The 19,600-nt window shown below is 37.7% G+C and carries 15 protein-coding genes; 11 read left to right on the forward strand and 4 right to left on the reverse strand.

Annotated elements, in window-relative coordinates; genetic code table 11:
- The first annotated feature begins 116 nt into the window (after positions 1–116).
- The 10 genes from proC (at position 117) to ACIGAM_RS04485 (ending at position 12,917) form a co-directional block, all read left to right on the forward strand.
- Positions 117–917 carry a pyrroline-5-carboxylate reductase gene (gene proC / locus ACIGAM_RS04440; RefSeq protein WP_396510256.1) on the forward strand — a complete coding sequence of 267 codons (801 nt, stop codon included), beginning with the start codon at positions 117–119 and terminating at the stop codon, positions 915–917.
- The gene (locus ACIGAM_RS04445) at positions 917–2,050 is read left to right on the forward strand and encodes an aspartate aminotransferase family protein (RefSeq protein ID WP_396510257.1); all 1,134 of its coding nucleotides are present in this window, start codon (positions 917–919) and stop codon (positions 2,048–2,050) included. The genes proC and ACIGAM_RS04445 overlap by 1 nt, the downstream gene beginning before the upstream one ends.
- A gap of 55 nt (positions 2,051–2,105) precedes the next feature.
- Positions 2,106–3,056, forward strand: a complete 951-nt coding sequence (locus tag ACIGAM_RS04450) for an N-acetylornithine carbamoyltransferase (protein WP_396510258.1) — start codon at positions 2,106–2,108, stop codon at positions 3,054–3,056.
- Between the two features lie 9 nt (positions 3,057–3,065).
- Positions 3,066–3,842 carry an acetylglutamate kinase gene (gene argB / locus ACIGAM_RS04455; protein WP_396510259.1) on the forward strand — a complete coding sequence of 259 codons (777 nt, stop codon included), beginning with the start codon at positions 3,066–3,068 and terminating at the stop codon, positions 3,840–3,842.
- Positions 3,842–4,906, forward strand: coding sequence for a M20/M25/M40 family metallo-hydrolase (locus tag ACIGAM_RS04460; protein ID WP_396510260.1), 1,065 nt, complete (start codon positions 3,842–3,844; stop codon positions 4,904–4,906). The genes argB and ACIGAM_RS04460 overlap by 1 nt, the downstream gene beginning before the upstream one ends.
- Before the next feature lie 129 nt (positions 4,907–5,035).
- The gene (gene argH / locus ACIGAM_RS04465; RefSeq protein WP_396510261.1) at positions 5,036–6,334 is read left to right on the forward strand and encodes an argininosuccinate lyase; all 1,299 of its coding nucleotides are present in this window, start codon (positions 5,036–5,038) and stop codon (positions 6,332–6,334) included.
- A gap of 310 nt (positions 6,335–6,644) precedes the next feature.
- Positions 6,645–7,028 carry a hypothetical protein gene (locus ACIGAM_RS04470; RefSeq protein ID WP_396510262.1) on the forward strand — a complete coding sequence of 128 codons (384 nt, stop codon included), beginning with the start codon at positions 6,645–6,647 and terminating at the stop codon, positions 7,026–7,028.
- Positions 7,029–7,181: 153 nt separating this feature from the next.
- Positions 7,182–8,264 (forward strand): efflux RND transporter periplasmic adaptor subunit, encoded by a 1,083-nt coding sequence (locus ACIGAM_RS04475; RefSeq protein WP_396510263.1) that lies wholly within the window; start codon positions 7,182–7,184, stop codon positions 8,262–8,264.
- A 23-nt stretch (positions 8,265–8,287) separates the two neighbouring features.
- Positions 8,288–11,494, forward strand: coding sequence for an efflux RND transporter permease subunit (locus ACIGAM_RS04480; RefSeq protein ID WP_396510264.1), 3,207 nt, complete (start codon positions 8,288–8,290; stop codon positions 11,492–11,494).
- Positions 11,475–12,917 (forward strand): TolC family protein, encoded by a 1,443-nt coding sequence (locus tag ACIGAM_RS04485; protein WP_396510551.1) that lies wholly within the window; start codon positions 11,475–11,477, stop codon positions 12,915–12,917. Before ACIGAM_RS04480 ends, ACIGAM_RS04485 begins: the two co-directional genes overlap by 20 nt.
- A 205-nt stretch (positions 12,918–13,122) precedes the next feature.
- Here ACIGAM_RS04485 and leuB read toward each other — a convergent pair whose 3' ends face one another.
- The 4 genes from leuB to ACIGAM_RS04505 form a co-directional block, all read right to left on the reverse strand.
- Complete coding sequence (gene leuB, locus ACIGAM_RS04490; protein ID WP_396510265.1) at positions 13,123–14,238, reverse strand: 3-isopropylmalate dehydrogenase; 1,116 nt, start codon at positions 14,236–14,238, stop codon at positions 13,123–13,125.
- Between the two features lie 257 nt (positions 14,239–14,495).
- Positions 14,496–15,080 (reverse strand): 3-isopropylmalate dehydratase small subunit, encoded by a 585-nt coding sequence (gene leuD, locus ACIGAM_RS04495; RefSeq protein WP_396510266.1) that lies wholly within the window; start codon positions 15,078–15,080, stop codon positions 14,496–14,498.
- Between the two features lies 1 nt (position 15,081).
- Positions 15,082–16,467, reverse strand: a complete 1,386-nt coding sequence (leuC, locus tag ACIGAM_RS04500) for a 3-isopropylmalate dehydratase large subunit (protein ID WP_396510267.1) — start codon at positions 16,465–16,467, stop codon at positions 15,082–15,084.
- Positions 16,468–16,629: 162 nt separating this feature from the next.
- Positions 16,630–17,802 (reverse strand): 2-isopropylmalate synthase, encoded by a 1,173-nt coding sequence (locus ACIGAM_RS04505; protein ID WP_081817335.1) that lies wholly within the window; start codon positions 17,800–17,802, stop codon positions 16,630–16,632.
- Positions 17,803–17,930: 128 nt separating this feature from the next.
- Between ACIGAM_RS04505 and ACIGAM_RS04510 the strand changes: the two genes are divergently transcribed.
- A complete protein-coding gene (locus ACIGAM_RS04510) occupies positions 17,931–19,493 on the forward strand; it encodes a hypothetical protein (RefSeq protein WP_396510268.1) in 1,563 nt (520 codons plus the stop codon).
- Positions 19,494–19,600: the final 107 nt, after the last annotated feature.

The raw sequence follows: 19,600 nt of genomic DNA on the forward strand, positions 1-19,600 counted from the left end.
AAGTAGGGTTGGCGGCGATGCGAGTACAGAATAGATTTCCGCCTTTGCGGAAATGAAGAAAATAATAAAAAAATAAATCCAACGCCCCTCTCTTTTGAGGGGCTGGGGTGAGAATTATGAAAATAGCAATTATAGGAACCGGAAATTTAGGGCTTGCGATAGCTAAAGGTCTTATTACAAATAACGCCATAACGTCGTTATATATGACTCGCCGAAATCCGGTTGGGATAGAATCATATGCAGAATATAAAAATGTGTATGTGACTTCGAATAATGTGGAAGCTGTACAGAAGTCAGATATTATCATTTTTGCAGTTCAGCCGGCGCAATTGAGTGCTATTTTAAACGATATTAAAGGAGAACTTACTGATAAGCATGTATTGATTTCAACAATTACAGGATATCAAATTTCACAAATTGAAGCAATTGTAGGTACAGATCAATTTATCATACGAGCGATGCCCAATACCGCAATAGCAGTAGGTGCTTCTATGACTTGCCTGGCAAGTAATGAAAAGGGGATGAAACGTATAAAAATTGCAGAAGCGATTTTTAACCGTTTAGGAAACAGTCTTGTAATTCCTGAGAGTCAAATGCAGGCAGCGACAGTGGTTTGTGCAAGTGGTATAGCATTTTGGATGCGGTTAATACGAGCAACTACACAAGCGGCTATTCAGTTAGGTTTTGATGCAAGAGAAGCACAGGAGCTTGCAATGCACACGTGTAATGGAGCTTCAAAACTGCTTATAGAATCTGGTAACCATCCTGAAGAAGAGATAGACCGCGTCACTACACCTAAAGGTTGTACTATAGAAGGACTAAACGAGATGGAACATAAAGGTCTGAGTTCCTCTTTGATACAAGGAATGGTAGCTTCTTTTAATAAAATTAATGTGATTAAAACCGATCAAAAATAATGAGTTTATTTGATGTTTATCCGTTATACGATGTAACGCCTGTTAAGGCGCAGGATGTTTGGGTTTATGATGCAAAACCTACAAAATACTTAGATTTATATGGCGGTCATGCTGTGATATCTATAGGTCACTCGCATCCTAAATATGTTGAGAATTTAACTAAACAGCTAGGTGATATAGGCTTCTACAGCAATGCGGTGCACAACCCGTTGCAGGAGGCTTTAGGAGAACGTTTGCCTATTCAAGCTAATTGCCCCGGTAACCAGCTATTTATGTGTAGTAGTGGAGCCGAAGCTAATGAGAATGCGCTTAAAATGGCGTCCTTTGTAACCGGCAGAAAAAAGGTTGTTGCTTTTAACAACAGTTTTCACGGGAGAACCTCTGCAGCTGTTGCAGCTACAGATAACCCTAAAATTATTGCTCCTATAAATGCACAACAGGAGGTAGAATTTTTACCTCTGGGAGATCTTGATGCACTAGCCGGTGTTTTAGCTAAGGGTGATGTTTGTGCCGTGATTGTAGAATTTATTCAGGGCGTAGGTGGTTTAGACATCAGCACGAAAGAATTTTACGAAGGCGTTGATAAGCTTTGTAAACAAACTGGGACAATCTTGATTGCAGACGAAGTACAGGCCGGTTTTGGACGTACGGGAAGATTCTTTGCATTTCAGGAATACGATGTGGAGCCGGAGTTGATTTCAATGGCAAAAGGTATGGGTAATGGCTTCCCGGTAGGAGGTATTTTAATTCATCCTACTATTAAAGCAGAATATGGGATGTTGGGTACCACTTTTGGAGGAAATCATTTGGCTTGTGTTGCAGCTTTAACCGTATTAGATGTTCTCGAAGAAGAAAAACTTATGGAACATGCACTGCGTGTTTCGGATCATTTTAAGGCAAAAACCTTAGATATTCCGCAGATTAAAGGAGTGAAAGGCCGCGGTTTAATGCTAGGTCTTGAGTTTGATTTTGACACCGCAGCGTTGCGTAAAAAGCTTATTTACGATCAGCATATTTTTACAGGAAGCGCAAAAAATAAAAACCTGATACGTATTCTTCCGCCACTAACCGTGCAGAATGAGCATATTGATCAGTTTTTTGATGCACTAAAAATAGAATTAGAAAAATTATAATTATAAATAACGCAGAGATTTCGGCTGCTAAATCCATTTTGACAGGAATCAACTAATGAAAAAATACACCAGTTTAGACGACATTACAGATCTACAGGAACTTATTGCGCAAGCGCGCGAACTTAAAAATAATCCGTATTCTTATGAGCAATTGGGTAAGCGTAAGCGCCTAGTAATGCTATTTTTTAATTCAAGCTTACGTACGCGTTTGAGTACCGAAAAAGCAGCCTGTAATTTGGGAATGGATGTCACGGTGATGAATTTTAATAGTGATGCCTGGAAGCTCGAGTTTGAGGATGGCACTGTTATGAATACAGATACCTCAGAGCATATTAAGGAAGCTGCACAGGTAATCTCGCAATATGGCGATATAATAGCGGTACGTGCTTTTCCTACCCTTACCGATAAAGCTAAAGATGAGTCAGAGTATGTGATTTCCAACTTTGTGAAGTATGCATCTGTGCCTGTTGTAAATATGGAAAGTGCTACGGCACATCCGCTACAGGCACTTGCAGACGCGATTACCATTACCGAACTGTCACAGAAAAAGAAACCAAAAGTTGTTTTAAGTTGGGCTCCACATCCTAAAGCGTTGCCGCATGCAGTGGCAAACTCGTTTATAGGAATGATGCAAAAAATGGATGTAGATTTTACCATAACACACCCTAAAGGTTATGAATTGAGTGATGCTGTTATAAAAGATTCTGCGGTAGAATACGATCAGGATGCAGCTTTAAAAGATGCAGATTTTGTTTATGTGAAAAACTGGAGTAATTATGAGAATTACGGAAAAGTTCTTGCGACCACAGATTCTCACAGCAGCTGGACCATTACAGAAGAAAAACTAGGCGACGCTAAATTTATGCATTGCTTGCCGGTGAGACGTAATGTTATTGTTACAGATGGTGTTTTAGATGGAAAGAATTCTGTGGTTATAGAGCAAGCCAATAATCGTACCTATTCTGCTCAGGTGGTTTTAAAAAAGATTTTAGAAAATCTGAATTAAACTCAAGTTATGAAAAACCTGAATATTGTTAAAGTAGGCGGAAACATTATAGAAAGAGCAGAAGATCTTCAGGCTTTTTTAGATGCTTTTGCGGCTTTATCAGCACCTAAAATTTTAGTTCACGGTGGAGGAAAACTTGCGAGTCAATTAGCAGAACGGCTGGGAATACCAGTTAAAATGACTAACGGCCGGAGAATTACAGATGCCGAAACCGTAGAGGTAATAACGATGGTCTATGGAGGTAAGGTTAATAAAACTATTGTGGCCGGTTTGCAAGCCAGAAACTGCAATGCAATTGGTTTTTCAGGAGCAGACGGTAATAGTATACGTTCTATAAAACGGCCGGTTAAAGATGTTGATTTTGGCTTTGTGGGTGATGTTGTAGGCGTAAATTCAGAATTGATAGATAAATTATTGAGTTTAGATATAACTCCAGTGTTTTGTGCAATTACGCACGATGGTAAAGGACAGTTACTCAATACCAATGCAGATACGATTGCGTGCGAACTCGCAATTGGCCTTTCAAAAGAATATGAGGTAACGCTCAATTATTGCTTTGAGAAAGCCGGCGTGTTGTTAGATATAAATGATGAGACTTCAGTAGTAAAGGAAATAGATACTTCTAAATATTCAGAATTACTAAAAGATCAGGTTATCGCAGATGGGATGCTTCCGAAGTTAGAAAATTGTTTTTACGCTCTAAAAAACGGAGTAAGCAAAGTTCAACTGGGAAAACCGCAAATGCTTCAAAATACCACTACTAATTTTACAACCTTAAGACTGTAATGAACATAGAAAAACTTACGCAAGAGGCGCTAGAATTATTAAAGAATTTGATTTCTACGCAATCTTTTTCTTCAGAAGAAGAAGGTACCGCGGCTTTTATTGAAAATTGGTTCAAGGCACATGAGATACCCTTTCGCCGTCAGGCAAATAATATTTGGGCAATTAATAAAAACTTTGAAGAAGGTAAAACCACATTACTGTTAAATAGTCATCACGATACGGTTCAACCTAATAATGGCTATACACGCGACCCGTACTCGCCAGATATTGAAGATGGTAAATTATATGGTTTAGGAAGTAATGATGCGGGCGGTTGTTTGGTTTCTTTAATAGCAACCTTTACCTATTTCTATGCTCACGAAAACCCCAAATACAACCTTGTTATCGTAGCGAGTGGTGAGGAAGAAAGCAGCGGTCCTAACGGTTTAAACAGTATGCTTGAGGTAATACCGCATATTGATGTGGCTATAGTGGGAGAGCCTACCTTAATGAATCTTGCGATTGCAGAAAAAGGTTTGGTTGTTTTTGATGCTAAAGTATTAGGAAAACCATCTCACGCTGCACACCCTAATGATAATAATGCCATTTACAATTGTATTCCGGTATTGCAGTGGTTTCACGATTTTAAGTTTGAAAAAGTTTCTGAAGCTTTAGGAGAAGTTAAAATGACCGTTACACAGATTAATGGCGGGAAACAGCACAATGCGGTGCCTGCAGATGTTGATCTTGTGGTAGATGTACGTGTAAATGATCAATATAGCAATCAGGAAATTGCTCAGTTACTAAAAGATAGAGCTCCTTGTGATTCTATTGTAGCGCGTAGTTTGCGTTTAAACTCATCTTCTATTCCTAAAGATCACGATCTGGTAAAAGCTGGTATCGCGTTGGGTAGAAGTACATATGGTTCTCCTACACTAAGTGATCAGGCAGTTTTGACGTGTCCGTCTCTAAAGTTAGGTCCGGGAGACAGCACACGTTCACATAGCGCTAATGAGTTTATTTATGTACAGGAAATTGAAGAAGGTATTCAGATTTACATAGATTTGCTTAAAAGTATACTGTAAGCCCCTAATTCCCGAAAGGGGAAATTAATAACGGGGAAAATAACACGTTTAACTAATATATTATTTAATCGCTTCGCGATTAAAAGTACAAATAAAGGTTCCCTTCTTTGGAGGGGTCAGGGGAGGACAATGAAACTTTGGGATAAAGGCGCAAACATAGATGATAAAATCATCAAATTTACGGTAGGTAATGATCGTGAGATAGATACACATATTGCAAAATATGATGTTCAGGCAACACGTGCTCACGTAATTATGCTGCAAAAAGTAGGGATTATAACTGCTGATGAATTAGAAAGTTTGTTACCTCAATTAGAAATTCTAGAGGCACATACGCAAAATCCAGATTTTTTTATTGAGCCGGAATATGAAGATATTCATAGTAAAATAGAGGCAGAGCTTACCCTCATTTTAGGAGAAACCGGTAAAAAAGTACATACCGCTCGTTCCCGTAATGATCAGGTTCTGGTAGCCTTACATTTATACTATAAAGACCAATTACAGCAAATACGCGTGCGCACCGTTTCGCTTTTTGAAACCTTGATGAAGCTTGCCGATAAGCATCAGCACAAGTTACTTCCCGGGTATACACATTTACAGGTAGCTATGCCCAGTAGTTTTGGATTATGGTTTTCTGCGTATGCAGAATTATTAATAGACGATCTTACTTTGCTCAATGCAACATTGCAAATTGTAGATCAGAATCCGTTAGGATCTGCAGCAGGCTACGGAAGTTCATTTCCTATAGACCGAAACCTTACAACTAAAGAGATGGGTTTTGCTACCTTAAAATACAATGTAGTAGCTGCTCAAATGTCTCGAGGTAAAAGTGAACGTACACTTGCATCTACTTTAGGAAGTCTAGCAAACACGCTCTCTCGCTTTGCGATGGATATCTGTTTGTATATGAGTCAAAATTTTGGATTTATAGGCTTCCCGGAGCAATTAACAACCGGGAGTAGTATTATGCCTCACAAAAAGAATCCTGATGTTTTTGAATTGATACGTGGTAAGTGTAATAAAATTCAGGCATTGAGCACAGAGATGATTTTAATTACAAATAACTTGCCTAGTGGTTACCACAGAGATTATCAATTGCTAAAGGAAAATACCATCAATGCCATTGAAAATATTAAAGATATTCTTGAAATTTTTGATTACAGTATTGCTCAAATCGTAGTGAAAGACATAGATCTTACTGAAGATAAATACAAATACATATTTACAGTAGATAGTATCAATAATCTTGTAGTAGAAGGTAAATCTTTTCGTGAGGCGTATAAAACAGTAGGAGGAGAGGTGCAGGCCGGAACCTATAAACCAGATGAAGGTAGAAAACATACCCATTTGGGAAGTATTCACAATCCGGGATTTGCTGAGATTAAGGAGAAAATGCGCAAAGTTTCTACCGCTTTAGATATTAGTTAAAAGAATTTCCCTTTTTTTGATTCAACCGTGTTTAATAAAGAAGACATTTTAAACAGAACGCTGTTTAAGAAGCATTAATTTTTCAATTTTTCTAAATTTTTCAGAAATGAAAGCGGTAGGAGAAATAATTTTTATGCTAATTTTTTAATTAAATGTCTCAAAAAATGAGTTATTGCTATTATAAAATAGGTTAAATCTCTGTTTCTCTAAATATTGCGCAATGACCTATTTTCTATGAAAATTATAGCTTCAAATTTTGTGGTTACATAGGTCTTATTTTACATTTGCTCAGCTTTTCCGAAAAAGATATATGAAGTTTCTGCTTTCATTTTTTATTATACTTTTTACGGGTTTTATAAATCTAACTGGTGTTACTGCTTTTCAGGCAGATACAAACACTGCTGATTTTCGATCCTCATTTGAAGATTTTATTCTGAAATCTCAGGACCAGCAGCACATTGATTTTAACTGGCCGGGTACCTCACCTGAAATTACCATTGCAGAATTTGAGATTGAAGAGAGCGATAAAATCTCAAAAGAAAAGCACGTTGCTAGTATTCCTTTCTTTGGCCTTTCGGCTACTGTAATCAAGCATTTTTATACTTACAAATACAATTATTTAGATTCAGAAACGATCACTCCTGTTCGTGCTTCTGTTAAGTCTTACCTTCTTTTTCAGGTATTCAGACTTTGATTCAACTTCTTTCAGCCTGTATCTCAATAGGCTAATCGCTTATTGTGTTTATTGATCTTAACGTATTTAGTTCAAAAACTATGCAGAATATCTGTGTCTTTCCTGTTCAGGAAAACACCCACATTAATCTAACTATTTGTAAAGAAAATCACCATGAAAAGAATGCTCATGATGTTAGGCTTTGGGGCACTATTGTTCCATGTAAGCTGTAAGTCAGAACACCACGAAAATGAAGAAAAAGTAAAATTCTTAGTTACAAACCCCATTCGTAAAGACACGATTCTCACAAAAGACTACGTGTCACAAATTCAATCAAGTCGCCACATAGAATTACGCGCCCAGGAACGCGGATACCTTCAGAAAATATACGTAGATGAAGGACAATTTGTAAAGGAAGGACAATTGCTGTTTCAAATTCTACCCAGAATCTATGAAGCTGAAGTTCAAAAATCAAAAGCTGAAGCTGAAGTTGCCAAAATAGAATACGAGAATACTAAATTACTCGCAGACAGTGATGTTGTTTCTAAAAACGAACTGGCAATGACAAAGGCTAAAATGGATAAGGCTAATGCAGAATTGTCACTTGCTAACGTACATCTGGGCTTCACGCAAATACGAGCTCCTTTTGACGGTATTGTAGACCGTTTTCACGTGCGCTTGGGAAGTCTTGTAGATGAAGGTGAGTTGCTCACAAACTTATCTGATAATGCCACTATGTGGGTGTATTATAATGTGCCCGAAGCTGAATATCTCGATTATCAGACAAATCTTAAAACAGCAGACAAGCCACAGGTAAACTTACTTATGGCTAACAATAAATATTTTCAACACCCCGGTGTTGTAGAAACTATTGAAGCAGATTTTAATAACGAGACCGGTAACATTCCTTTTAGAGCAACCTTCCCTAATCCAGAAGGATTATTACGACATGGAGAGACTGGTAATATTCATGTTACTATACCTATTACAGATGCATTATTAATTCCGCAGAAAGCCACTTTTGAAGTTCTTGACAAGAAATATGTTTATGTAATTGACAAGGACAATCGCGTAAAATCTCGTGAGATTACCATTTTAAATGAGATGCCACATCTTTATGTGGTTTCAAAAGGTTTATCTGAAAATGATAAGATTTTATTAGAAGGTTTACGTCTGGTACGTGAAAATGATAAAATAGAGTACGAGGTTAAAGATGCCAAGTCTGTGATTTCTAATCTTGATTTGTATGCAGAGTAATCAAATCATAAAACAGAAAAAACATGTTTAGTCAATTTATAAAAAGACCCGTTTTTGCAATAGTAATTTCGATTATTATCTTGTTTATAGGTTCGCTTGCTATCAAGCAGCTGCCTATTTCGCAGTTTCCACAGATAGCACCTACTACCGTAAACATCTTTATCGCGTACCCCGGTGCCAGTGCAGATGTATTGGTGAAATCAACCTTAATTACACTTGAAAATGCCATTAACGGTGTAGAAGATATGCGTTATATGGCTACTGATGCTACCAGTGCCGGAGAGGCTACATTACGTATAATTTTTGAACCCGGTGTAGATCCTAATGATGCTGTTGTTCGCGTGAAAACGCGGGTAGACCAGGTTATGCCGCTCTTACCGGAGTTAGTACAACGGGAAGGTGTGGTGATTACACCGGTTCAACCCAGTATGTTAATGTACGTAAACCTCTATTCAAAGGATAAAAGTATGGATGAGAAATTTCTGTACAATTATGCCGATGTAAAGATGATACCCGAGATCAACCGTCTTAAAGGTGTTGCACGTTCTCAAATACTAGGGAGTCGCAGATACGCTATGCGTGTGTGGCTAAACCCTGAGCGTATGCGTGCTTATAATGTCTCTGTAGAAGAAGTTATGGAGTCTTTGCAGGAACAAAGCATTATAGGAAGACCCGGTAGATTGGGACAGAGTTCTGGTATTACCGCACAATCTTTAGAATATGTCTTAACCTATAAAGGTAGATTTAATGAGCCCGAAGAATATGAGAATGTAATTATCAGGGCCAATGCAGATGGTGAAAGTATCCATTTAAAGGACATTGGTAAAGTAGAATTAGGTAGTGAATTCTTTGATATTTATTCCAATCTTGACGGGCATCCTTCTGCCGCAATTGTATTAAAACAAAACTACGGGAGTAACGCAAGTGATGTAATTGATGAGGTAAAGGAAAAGCTTGAAGAGATGAAAGCCGATTTCCCACCGGGAATGGATTATAAAATTAGTTATGACGTTTCTAATTTCTTAGATGCTTCCATAGAGCAAGTTATTGATACGCTTAGAGATGCATTTTTATTAGTCGCTTTTGTGGTATTTATTTTCTTAGGTGACTGGCGTTCTACGTTGATCCCTATTATAGCCGTTCCAGTTTCTTTAGTAGGTGCATTTTTCCTAATTCAGCTGTTTGGGATGTCAATAAACCTGGTTACTTTATTTGCATTAGTTCTTGCAATAGGTATTGTGGTAGATGATGCTATTGTAGTGGTTGAAGCTGTACATGCCAAGTTTCACGAGTTTCCAGATATCACGCCATACAAAGCTGTTAAACTGGTTCTTGGTGAAATTTCGGGAGCGATCATAGCGATTACTGCTGTTATGGTTTCGGTATTTCTGCCTATTACATTTATGTCTGGACCGGTAGGAACGTTCTACAGACAATTTTCGATTACAATGGCAAGTTCTATTGTGATTTCTGCAATTGTAGCCCTTACGCTTACCCCGGTTCTCTGTGCGATGCTGTTAAAAAATAACCACGGAAAAAAGAAAAAAGGTAACATACTTACAAAAGCACTCGATGGTTTTAATAATTGGTTTGACAGGCTTACCGGTAGGTATGTACGCTTGCTTAAAACTATTGTTAGCAGACGTGTACTTACGTTTGGGATTCTTATCGCGGTTTGTGCATTGATATTTTTTGAAAATCAGATTTTACCATCAGGTTTTATCCCCAGCGAAGATCAAGGAACTATCTATGCGATTATCCAAACTCCGCCGGGAGCTACGCTAGAGCGTACAAACAAAGTGTCGCTTGAGCTTCAGAAGATTTGTGAAGAAGTAGAAGGCGTTGAATCTGTTTCTTCTCTAGCAGGTTACGAGATAATGACCGAGGGTCGTGGATCTAATGCAGGTACTTGTTTAATAAACTTAAAACCTTGGGGAGATAGAGAGCATACCGTTACCGAGATTATGGAAGAACTGGAAGAAAAGTCTAAAAATCTGGGGGCAGTCATTGAGTATTTTGAGCCACCGGCCATTCCCGGTTTTGGATCTTCAGGAGGTTTTTCTATGCGTTTATTAGATAAAACAACAGATACCGATTATCAGGATTTTGATAAAGTAAATCAAAATTTTATGGATGAGTTGGGTAAGCGTAAAGAACTAGCCGGTTTGTTTACCTTTTTTGCTGCAAACTACCCACAGTATGAATTGGAGATCAATAATGATCTGGCGATGCAAAAAGGGGTTTCCATAGGTAAAGCTATGGAAAACTTAAACATTATGATAGGTAGTACCTATGAGCAGGGATTCATCAAGTTTGGCCGTTTCTTTAAAGTGTATGTACAATCAGATCCTCAGTATAGAAAATTACCTTCAGATATTTTGAATTTGTATGTGAAGAATGATACCGGTGAGATGGTGCCGTATTCAGCTTTTATGAAGCTAAAGAAAACTCAGGGGCCTAACGAGGTAACGCGTTACAACATGTACAATTCTGCGGCTATACAAGGCCAGCCGGCAAAAGGTTATACTACAGCAGATGCAATTGCAGCCGTGCGCGAAGTTGCAGCAACAACCTTACCTAAAGGCTATGATATTGCCTGGGAAGGATTGTCCTATGACGAGGCAGGCAGAGGTAATGAAGCTTTGTATATTTTTGGGATCGTTCTCGCCTTCGTATACTTCGTACTTGCGGCGCAGTATGAGAGTTTTATAATTCCGCTTGCTGTAATTTTTTCTATACCTATAGGACTTTTAGGATCGTTTGTAATGCTTCAATTAATGGGGCTTCAAAATGATATTTATGCGCAAATAGGACTCATAATGCTGGTAGGACTCCTGGGTAAAAATGCCGTTCTTATTGTAGAGTTTGCGGTCTTAAAGCGAAGTGAGGGAGCCACCATTTTTGAAGCTGCAATTGAAGGAGCCCGAGTACGTTTTAGACCTATTTTAATGACGTCATTTGCGTTTGTTGCAGGTCTTATTCCATTAATTATCGCTACCGGTGCAGGTGCTATTGGTAACCGTACCATAGGTGCTTCTTCTTTAGGTGGAATGTTATTCGGAACCCTATTTGGGGTAGTCATAATCCCGGGACTGTATTACATTTTTGCAGCCCTTGCAGACGGAAGAAAGTTGATTAAAGATGAGGAGGACCATTCTTTATCTGAAGGATTTGTGCACGAAATAGACCGTTTTTCAAAACTAAAAGATGATGAGACCCATGATAAATAAAAACAAAATATTATATACGGGAGTAGTGGCTCTACTACTCTCGTTCTCAGCCTGTAAAGCACCCGGTCTGGTAGAACGGGATGTAGAACTTAAACTTCCTAAAACATTTGCTGCAACTGCAGATACCGCACAGACTGCTCTTGTTAACTGGAAAGACTATTTTACAGATCCCTATTTAAGTAGCTTGATTGATACTGCATTGCAAAACAATCAGGAATTGAACATTATGCTTCAGGAGATTTCTATCTCTAAGGCCGAAATCAAAGCAAAAAAAGGGGAGTACCTGCCTTTTGTAGGCTTTGGTGCTTCGGGTGAAACCGAAAAAGTAGGAAGATATACCAGTCAGGGAGCTAATGATGCAAATACTGAAATTAGAGAAGGAGTTGAATTTCCCGAGCCGTTGCCTAATTACAGATTTGGACTTCAGGCGAGCTGGGAATTAGATATCTGGGGAAAGCTTCGTAATGCTAAGAAAGCAGCGGTATTTAATTATTTGTCTAGTGTTGAAGGTCGAAATTTTATGGTTACGCAACTCGTGGGTGAGCTAGCAGAATCCTATTATGAGTTACTGGCTTTAGACAATCAGTTAGAAATAGTAAACCGAAATATTGAGATACGTAACAATGCCTTTGAGATTATTAAACTTCAAAAGGAAGCTGCACGGGTAACCGGTCTTGCTGTTTCGCGATTTGAGGCTGAAGTATTGCACACAAAAAGTTTGCAGTTTGATATTCAGCAGCGTATTGTAGAAACCGAAAATCGAATTAACTTTCTTACAGGTCGCTTTCCGCAAAAAGTAGAACGCAGCACCACCAAGTTGATTGATCTGGTTCCTGAAGCTATAAAATCCGGAATTCCTGCTCAGTTGTTAGAAAATCGCACCGATGTTAAACAGGCAGAACTGGCTCTTGCTGCAGCTAAATTAGATGTAAAAGTTGCTAAGGCACGTTTTTACCCCTCGTTAGGAATTCGTGCCGGAATAGGCTATGAAGCCTTTAATCCTAAGTATTTATTAAACAGTCCTGAGTCCCTTTTATATACTATAGCAGGTGAATTAACTGCGCCTTTAATCAACAGAAATGAGATTAAGGCGGCGTATATGACCGCAAATGCTAAACAGGTACAGGCGGTTTATGATTATGAACGTACCGTACTTAATGCGTATATCGAGGTGGCTAACCAACTTTCTAAAGTGGCCAATCTTGCAAAAAGTTATGATTTAAAAGCTCAGGAAGTAGCTGCGTTAAACCGTTCTATTGATATTTCTAACAAGTTATTTAGTTCTGCGCGTGCAGATTATATGGAAGTTTTATTGACCCAGCGTGATGCTTTAGAATCAAACTTTGATCTTATAGAAACAAAGATGGATCAAATGAATGCGTATGTACATATGTATCAGGCGCTAGGTGGCGGTTGGAATTAAGAATTTAGTTAGTGTTGATGCGGTTTGTGGTGATTAACCCCTAAATTAATAATCATCACAAACCAGAAACCGCCCGGAGTTGATTTCCCGGGCGGTTTTTTATTTTAGGATAATTTGATTTCTAATTATTAATTTGAATAGAAAAAGCGACCTAATTTAGGTCGCTTTTTCTATCTCTTATCTAAAATCTCTAGTCTAATTTCTTTTAGATAATTGTACTCTGTCCCATATGAATATTTTTGAAGTTGCGGTTTGTATCTTCAGGGTGTGTTAAGAAATCAGCAATAAAGTCACCTACTTTTGTGGTGGTAAATGGTTTTTTAGGGTTGATGTCACCGGTAGTGATTCCTAGTTCTAATGATTTTTCAACAGCATTTTCTATAGCTGCCGCTTCTTTATGCAATCCTAAATGGCGCAACATCATCGCAGCAGATAAAATAGAAGCTAATGGGTTAGCAATATTTTTACCTGTGGCCTGCGGAAAAGAACCGTGAATAGGCTCAAACATCCCTACGGTGCTTCCTACTGAAGCAGAAGCTAAAAGACCAATAGAACCTCCTATTACTGATGCTTCGTCAGAAATGATATCTCCAAATAGATTTTCAGTAAGAATTACATCAAACTGACTTGGGTTTAAAATCATTTGCATCGCCGCGTTATCGACAAATAAGAAATCTAACTCAACATCTGCATAGTTTTTTGCAATCTCGGTTACCGTTTTACGCCAAAGTCGAGATGTTTCTAAAACGTTGGCTTTATCAACAAGGGTTAATTTTTTTCTGCGGTTCTGAGCTTCCTTAAATGCAAGATGTGTAATCCTACTAATCTCTTCTACCGAATATGAACAACCATCTGTAGCAACCTGACCGTCATCACTAAGATGTTTATCACCAAAGTAAATACCACCTGTTAATTCACGATATATGGAAATATCTGTACCTGAAATAATTTCTCTTTTAAGCGGAGAATTATCAATTAAACGCTCAAATGCTTTTACGGGTCTGATGTTACAAAACAAACCAAGCGATTTTCTAAGTTTTAATAAGCCTTGTTCTGGTCGTACTTGAGCCGTAGGATCATTGTCGTATTTAGGATGACCTATAGCACCGAAAAGAACAGCATCACTTTCTTTACAAATTGCGATGGTTTCATCGGGTAATGGATTGCCAGTTTCATCTATCGCGCAGGCGCCCACTAATGCATTTTTATAATTAAAAGAGTGATCATATACATCTGCAATTGCATCTAATGCTTTGATTGCCTGTTCTGTTACTTCTGGTCCGATGCCGTCTCCAGCTAAAACTGCGATGTTAAATTTCATAGTTTATATTTTATTTCAAAACCTCACAAGTATGATTAACAAGTGAGGTTTGAATTTTTTTAAATTATTTACAGTAACAAAAATAGTATTTTATTGTTCTGTTATTTATTGTAAATCAATGTATTAATTATAAATGTATTACTTTTAATTGGTAATTAAGGTTATAGTAACCAGCGGTTTATCGCTAATTTAAATATTGATTGATTTTTTAAAAGTGTTGTAATTTAATTAACGCACAATTTATTGAATAAACTAGATTAATACGTTTGTTCACGCTCAAAAGTTTCTATAGTATCTTTTTTACTAATTAAAAAATCAATATCATCATACCCATTAATCATACACACTTTTTTGTAAGGATCTATATCAAATTCTAATTCTCCTACAGGCGAACTTAAAACCTGATCTTCCAGATTAATGGTAAGTTGGGTTTCTGGTTTGTCTTTTATAGTTTGAAGCAATTCTTTTAAATATTCTGGAGTTACCTGAATGGGTAAAATTCCGTTATTTAATGCGTTACCTCTAAAGATATCTGCAAAAAAACTACTTATAACTACTTTAAAACCATATCCTGCAATTGCCCAGGCAGCGTGTTCTCTACTAGAGCCACAGCCAAAGTTGTCACCTGCAACGAGAATAGAACCGCTATAGGTAGGATCATTTAATACAAAGTCTTTGTTTTTATTTCCTTCGTGATCGTAACGCCAATCTCTGAAAACATTATCTCCAAAGCCCTGTTTGTCTGTAGACTTTAAAAAGCGAGCAGGTATAATCTGATCTGTATCTATGTTCTCTATAGGCAAAGGAACTGCTGTATCGGTAAGCTTGATAAACTTTTCCATCTTAATTTAATTGTTTGGTAATGTCTGTAATTTTTCCTGCGACCGCAGTAGCTGCTGCCATAAGCGGACTCGCTAAAATGGTACGAGCACCTTGTCCCTGTCTTCCTTCAAAATTTCGGTTAGAAGTAGAAACGCAATACTCTCCTTCTGGAATTTTATCGTCATTCATCGCTAAACATGCCGAGCAACCCGGTTGTCTCAATGCAAAACCAGCTTCTGTAAATACTTTGTCGAGACCTTCTTCTACCAGTTGTTTTGCAACTTGCTGTGAGCCGGGAACTAACCAGGCGTTTACATTAGGCGCTTTTTGCTTGCCTTTTACAAAATCTGCCGCGATGCGAAAATCTTCTATTCGAGAATTGGTACAGCTTCCTATAAACACATAGTTAATAGGCTTATCAATTAGGCTTTCTCCCTTTTTGAAGTTCATATATGCCAAAGCCTTTTCCAGATTCACGTCATCCTTATCTGGGATGTTTCCGGTTACTTTGATTCCCATTCCGGGATTTGTGCCATAAGTTACCATAGGCTCAATATCTGCTGCGTCAAAAGAATATTCTTTGTCAAAAACAGCATCAGCATCTGTAGGAAGAGTTTTCCAGTAGGCTAATTTTTTATCCCATTCTGCGCTTTGAGGTGCAAACTTGCGACCTTGCACATAATCAAAAGTTGTCTGGTCTGGAGCGATCATTCCGCCACGAGCGCCCATTTCAATACTCATGTTGCAAACGGTCATACGACCTTCCATAGACATTTCTTCAAAAATGTTTCCGGCATATTCACAGAAATAACCAGTTCCCGCATTAGTTCCTAGTTGGGAAATAACGTATAAAATAACATCTTTAGGTAAAACATTCGGTTTTAATTTACCGGTTACATTGACCCGTAAACTTTTCGGTTTTGTTAATAATAAACACTGGCTGGCAAAAACCTGAGCTACCTGGCTGGTTCCTATACCAAATGCGATTGTACCAAATGCACCGTGTGTAGAGGTATGGCTATCCCCACAAACCATCGTCATACCCGGTTGGGTAATTCCAAGTTCTGGAGCCATTACGTGCACAATACCATTGTACTCGTGCCCTAAACCATAAAGTGTAATTCCGTGTTTCTCACAATTGTCTGTGAGCTGTTTCAACTGGTTACGGGATAACAAATCTCGCACTGGTAAATGTTGATCTACGGTAGGAGTATTGTGATCTGCTGTTGCAACAATCTGGTCTGGTCGTGCTACAGGTATGCCGCGCTCTTCTAATTCTGAAAATGCCTGCGGACTGGTAACCTCGTGAATAAGGTGCTTGTCTATATAAAGTACTTGCGGTCCGTTAGGCACCGTATCTACTACGTGTGCATCCCAAACTTTGTCAAATAATGTTTTTCCTGCCATTGTTATTTTAATTAGTTCAATAAGAACTTAATTTATTTATAATTTATTCTTAATCAAGCAATTGCTTATTTGCGTGGATTGAATTTTTGTTATGGGAGTAAATTGTAAAAAATAAGGATTCTAAAAGCAGAATCCTTATTTAATGTATTTATTTATAGTGAATTAAACTTCCGCGGGAATTTCAATTTTCACAACTTTCATAATCTCATGAATATCTTCATCTACGATTTCTTTTTTCTTGTCTGCAAAGGTAAGAAAGACATCATAGACTTCGTCTAACTGAAGTTTAGTTAATTCATAACCCACCTTTTTAGAACGGTAAGCTAAAGCAGCACGACCACTGCGCGCGGTAAGTACTATAGCACTTTCGGTAACGCCTACCTCTTCAGGATCCATAATCTCATAGGTCTCCCGGTTTTTAATAACGCCATCCTGGTGAATACCGCTGCTGTGAGCAAATGCGTTAGATCCTACAATAGCTTTATTTGGTTGCACCGGCATACCCATTTTTTCACTTACCATTCTACTGGTATCGTATAATAAACGGGAATTAATGCCTGTGTCTAAACCTAGAGTAGGATGTTGACGCAAGATCATTACAACCTCTTCAAGAGAGGTGTTTCCTGCACGCTCACCTATACCATTAATGGTGCATTCTATTTGTCGTGCACCATTAATTACACCAGCAATAGAGTTTGCTGTTGCAAGCCCAAGGTCGTTGTGGCAGTGACAGGAAAGTATTGCCTTTTCAATACCTTTTACATTTTCTTTAAGGTATTTAATTTTTGCTCCGTACTCTTCAGGAAGACAATATCCTGTAGTGTCAGGTATATTTAAAACAGTTGCACCCGCTTTTATCGCAGCTTCGCAAACACGAGCTAAATATTCATTATCGGTACGGCCTGCATCTTCTGCATAAAACTCAACATCCTCAACAAAAGTTTTAGCATACGCGACAGCCTCATAAGCACGCTTTAATATCTCTTCACGAGTGGATTTAAATTTATGTAAAATGTGTGAATCACTGGTACCTATACCCGTATGTATACGTGGTTTTACAGCATATTTAAGCGCTTGAGCGGCAACCTCAATATCTTTTTTAACAGCACGGGTAAGACCACAAACTGTGGCGTTCTTAACCAGTTTTGAGATTTCCTCAACAGATATAAAATCTCCGGGACTCGATATAGGAAAGCCGGCTTCAATAACATCAACCCCCAGAAGATCGAGACGCTCAGCTATAATCAATTTCTGATTGGTATCTAATTTGCATCCGGGAACTTGTTCCCCGTCTCTCAAGGTGGTGTCAAAAATTTGGACTTTGTTATCACTCATAAGTGGATTTTTTCTCAATTTAATTGTGAATATAGAGAATGGTGGTACTTTTGATATTCTCTTTGGTGAACACCCTACGATGTTTAAGTAATTTTTGGGTTATTTAAATTATTGAAAATCAAGTAATTATGCGTAAAATCATTACAACAGCAAATGATTCAAAAGATTCTCTTTATGTGCTTATAAAGTCATTGTCTAAGTCTGAAAAGAGACAATTTAAACTTTATGTAGGCCGTCTTGACGGAAATGCAGATTCTAAATATTTGCAATTATTTAATCTTCTCGATAAGATGAACGCATATGAAGAAACTGAAATTTTTAAGAATAACATTGTAAAGAAACAGCAGCTTTCAAACCTCAAAGCACATTTATATAAGCAAATCCTTATTTCACTAAGGTTAAGTCCTGCACATCAAAATATACGTGTACAAATACGCGAACAGCTAGACTTTGCAACCGTTCTGTATCAAAAAGGCTTATATCAACAATCGCTAAAACTACTAGAGAAAGCTAAGCATATGGCGATAGACAATGAAGAGAAGAATGTTGCATACGAGATTGTAGAATTAGAAAAAGTTATAGAAACCCAGTACATTACGCGAAGTATGAGTACCAGGGCAGAAGAACTGGCAAAAGAGGCAGAAGATCTGAGTGTACAAAATTTAATGACCAGTAAATTGTCAAATTTATCATTGCAGCTATACGGTATTATGCTCAAAACAGGATATGTGCGCAGTGATGATGAAAAACGAGAAATCACAACTTACTTTAATGATGCAATGCCTAATTATAATTTAAGCACATTAGGTTTTAGAGAGAAGCTTTGGTTATACAAAGCTTATTTGTGGTACAGTTTTCTTATTCAGGATTTTGTTTCATGTTTTAAATATGCGACACGATTTGTCGAGCTTTTTGAAGAAAACCCTTCAATGATAAGCAGAAACCCGGTTTTCTTTTTAAAAGGAAACCATTACTTATTGGAGTCTTTATTTTACTTAAAACATCATACTAAGTTTAAGGAAGTCCTTGATGGTCTTGAAAATAGATTAGAGACTGAAGATTTTCCGCGTAGCGATAATTTAGAAATTTTGGAGTTCTTATATGTGTATTCTCATAAGCTCAACTTAAAGTTTATGGTGGGCGATTTTACAACAGACGATGGCTTAATTAATACTATTGAAAAATACCTGAAACAATCACGCCAGCGTATGGATGAGCATCATATTATGGTGTTCTATTATAAAATTGCAAGTTTATATTTTGGCTCTGGCCAAAATAAAAAGTGTATTGAGTATCTGGGACGCATCATCAACAATAAATCGCTAAAGATGCGAGAAGATTTGATGTGTTTTGCCCGAATTCTAAATTTGGTGGCTCACTATGAGGCCGGTATGGATTATCATCTGGAAACCTTATTAAAAAGCACGTTTAAGTTTTTAATTAAGATGGATGATTTACACGAAGTACAGAAAGAAATGATTAAATTTTTAAGAAATCTGGGAGAAGTATTTCCCGGCGAAATTAAAAACGAATTCAAAAAACTGAGAGAACGTCTCGAGGTTTATGAAGAAGACCCGTATGAGCGTCGCGCCTTTTTATACCTTGATATTTTAAGTTGGTTAGACAGTAGAATTCAAAATCGTCCTGTAGCCGAAATCATTAAAGAAAAAGCTCAGGTTTTAAATCGATAGCATTTAGACGGAAGATTTTAGACAGAAGACAAGAAATCTAAGAATTGCTATAAAAGAAAAAAGATGTTTGTAAAGAAAATGAATTGATACATTACAAACATCAAATA

The organism is Leeuwenhoekiella sp. NPDC079379 (assembly GCF_044542075.1).
GTDB lineage: Bacteria > Bacteroidota > Bacteroidia > Flavobacteriales > Flavobacteriaceae > Leeuwenhoekiella.

Coding starts and splice junctions, on each gene's coding strand:
- proC (WP_396510256.1), top strand. CDS start 117: ATGAAAATAGCAATTATAGGAACCGGAAATTTAGGGCTTGCGATAGCT.
- ACIGAM_RS04445 (WP_396510257.1), top strand. CDS start 917: ATGAGTTTATTTGATGTTTATCCGTTATACGATGTAACGCCTGTTAAG.
- ACIGAM_RS04450 (WP_396510258.1), top strand. CDS start 2,106: ATGAAAAAATACACCAGTTTAGACGACATTACAGATCTACAGGAACTT.
- argB (WP_396510259.1), top strand. CDS start 3,066: ATGAAAAACCTGAATATTGTTAAAGTAGGCGGAAACATTATAGAAAGA.
- ACIGAM_RS04460 (WP_396510260.1), top strand. CDS start 3,842: ATGAACATAGAAAAACTTACGCAAGAGGCGCTAGAATTATTAAAGAAT.
- argH (WP_396510261.1), top strand. CDS start 5,036: ATGAAACTTTGGGATAAAGGCGCAAACATAGATGATAAAATCATCAAA.
- ACIGAM_RS04470 (WP_396510262.1), top strand. CDS start 6,645: ATGAAGTTTCTGCTTTCATTTTTTATTATACTTTTTACGGGTTTTATA.
- ACIGAM_RS04475 (WP_396510263.1), top strand. CDS start 7,182: ATGAAAAGAATGCTCATGATGTTAGGCTTTGGGGCACTATTGTTCCAT.
- ACIGAM_RS04480 (WP_396510264.1), top strand. CDS start 8,288: ATGTTTAGTCAATTTATAAAAAGACCCGTTTTTGCAATAGTAATTTCG.
- ACIGAM_RS04485 (WP_396510551.1), top strand. CDS start 11,475: ATGAGACCCATGATAAATAAAAACAAAATATTATATACGGGAGTAGTG.
- leuB (WP_396510265.1), bottom strand. CDS start 14,238: ATGAAATTTAACATCGCAGTTTTAGCTGGAGACGGCATCGGACCAGAA.
- leuD (WP_396510266.1), bottom strand. CDS start 15,080: ATGGAAAAGTTTATCAAGCTTACCGATACAGCAGTTCCTTTGCCTATA.
- leuC (WP_396510267.1), bottom strand. CDS start 16,467: ATGGCAGGAAAAACATTATTTGACAAAGTTTGGGATGCACACGTAGTA.
- ACIGAM_RS04505 (WP_081817335.1), bottom strand. CDS start 17,802: ATGAGTGATAACAAAGTCCAAATTTTTGACACCACCTTGAGAGACGGG.
- ACIGAM_RS04510 (WP_396510268.1), top strand. CDS start 17,931: ATGCGTAAAATCATTACAACAGCAAATGATTCAAAAGATTCTCTTTAT.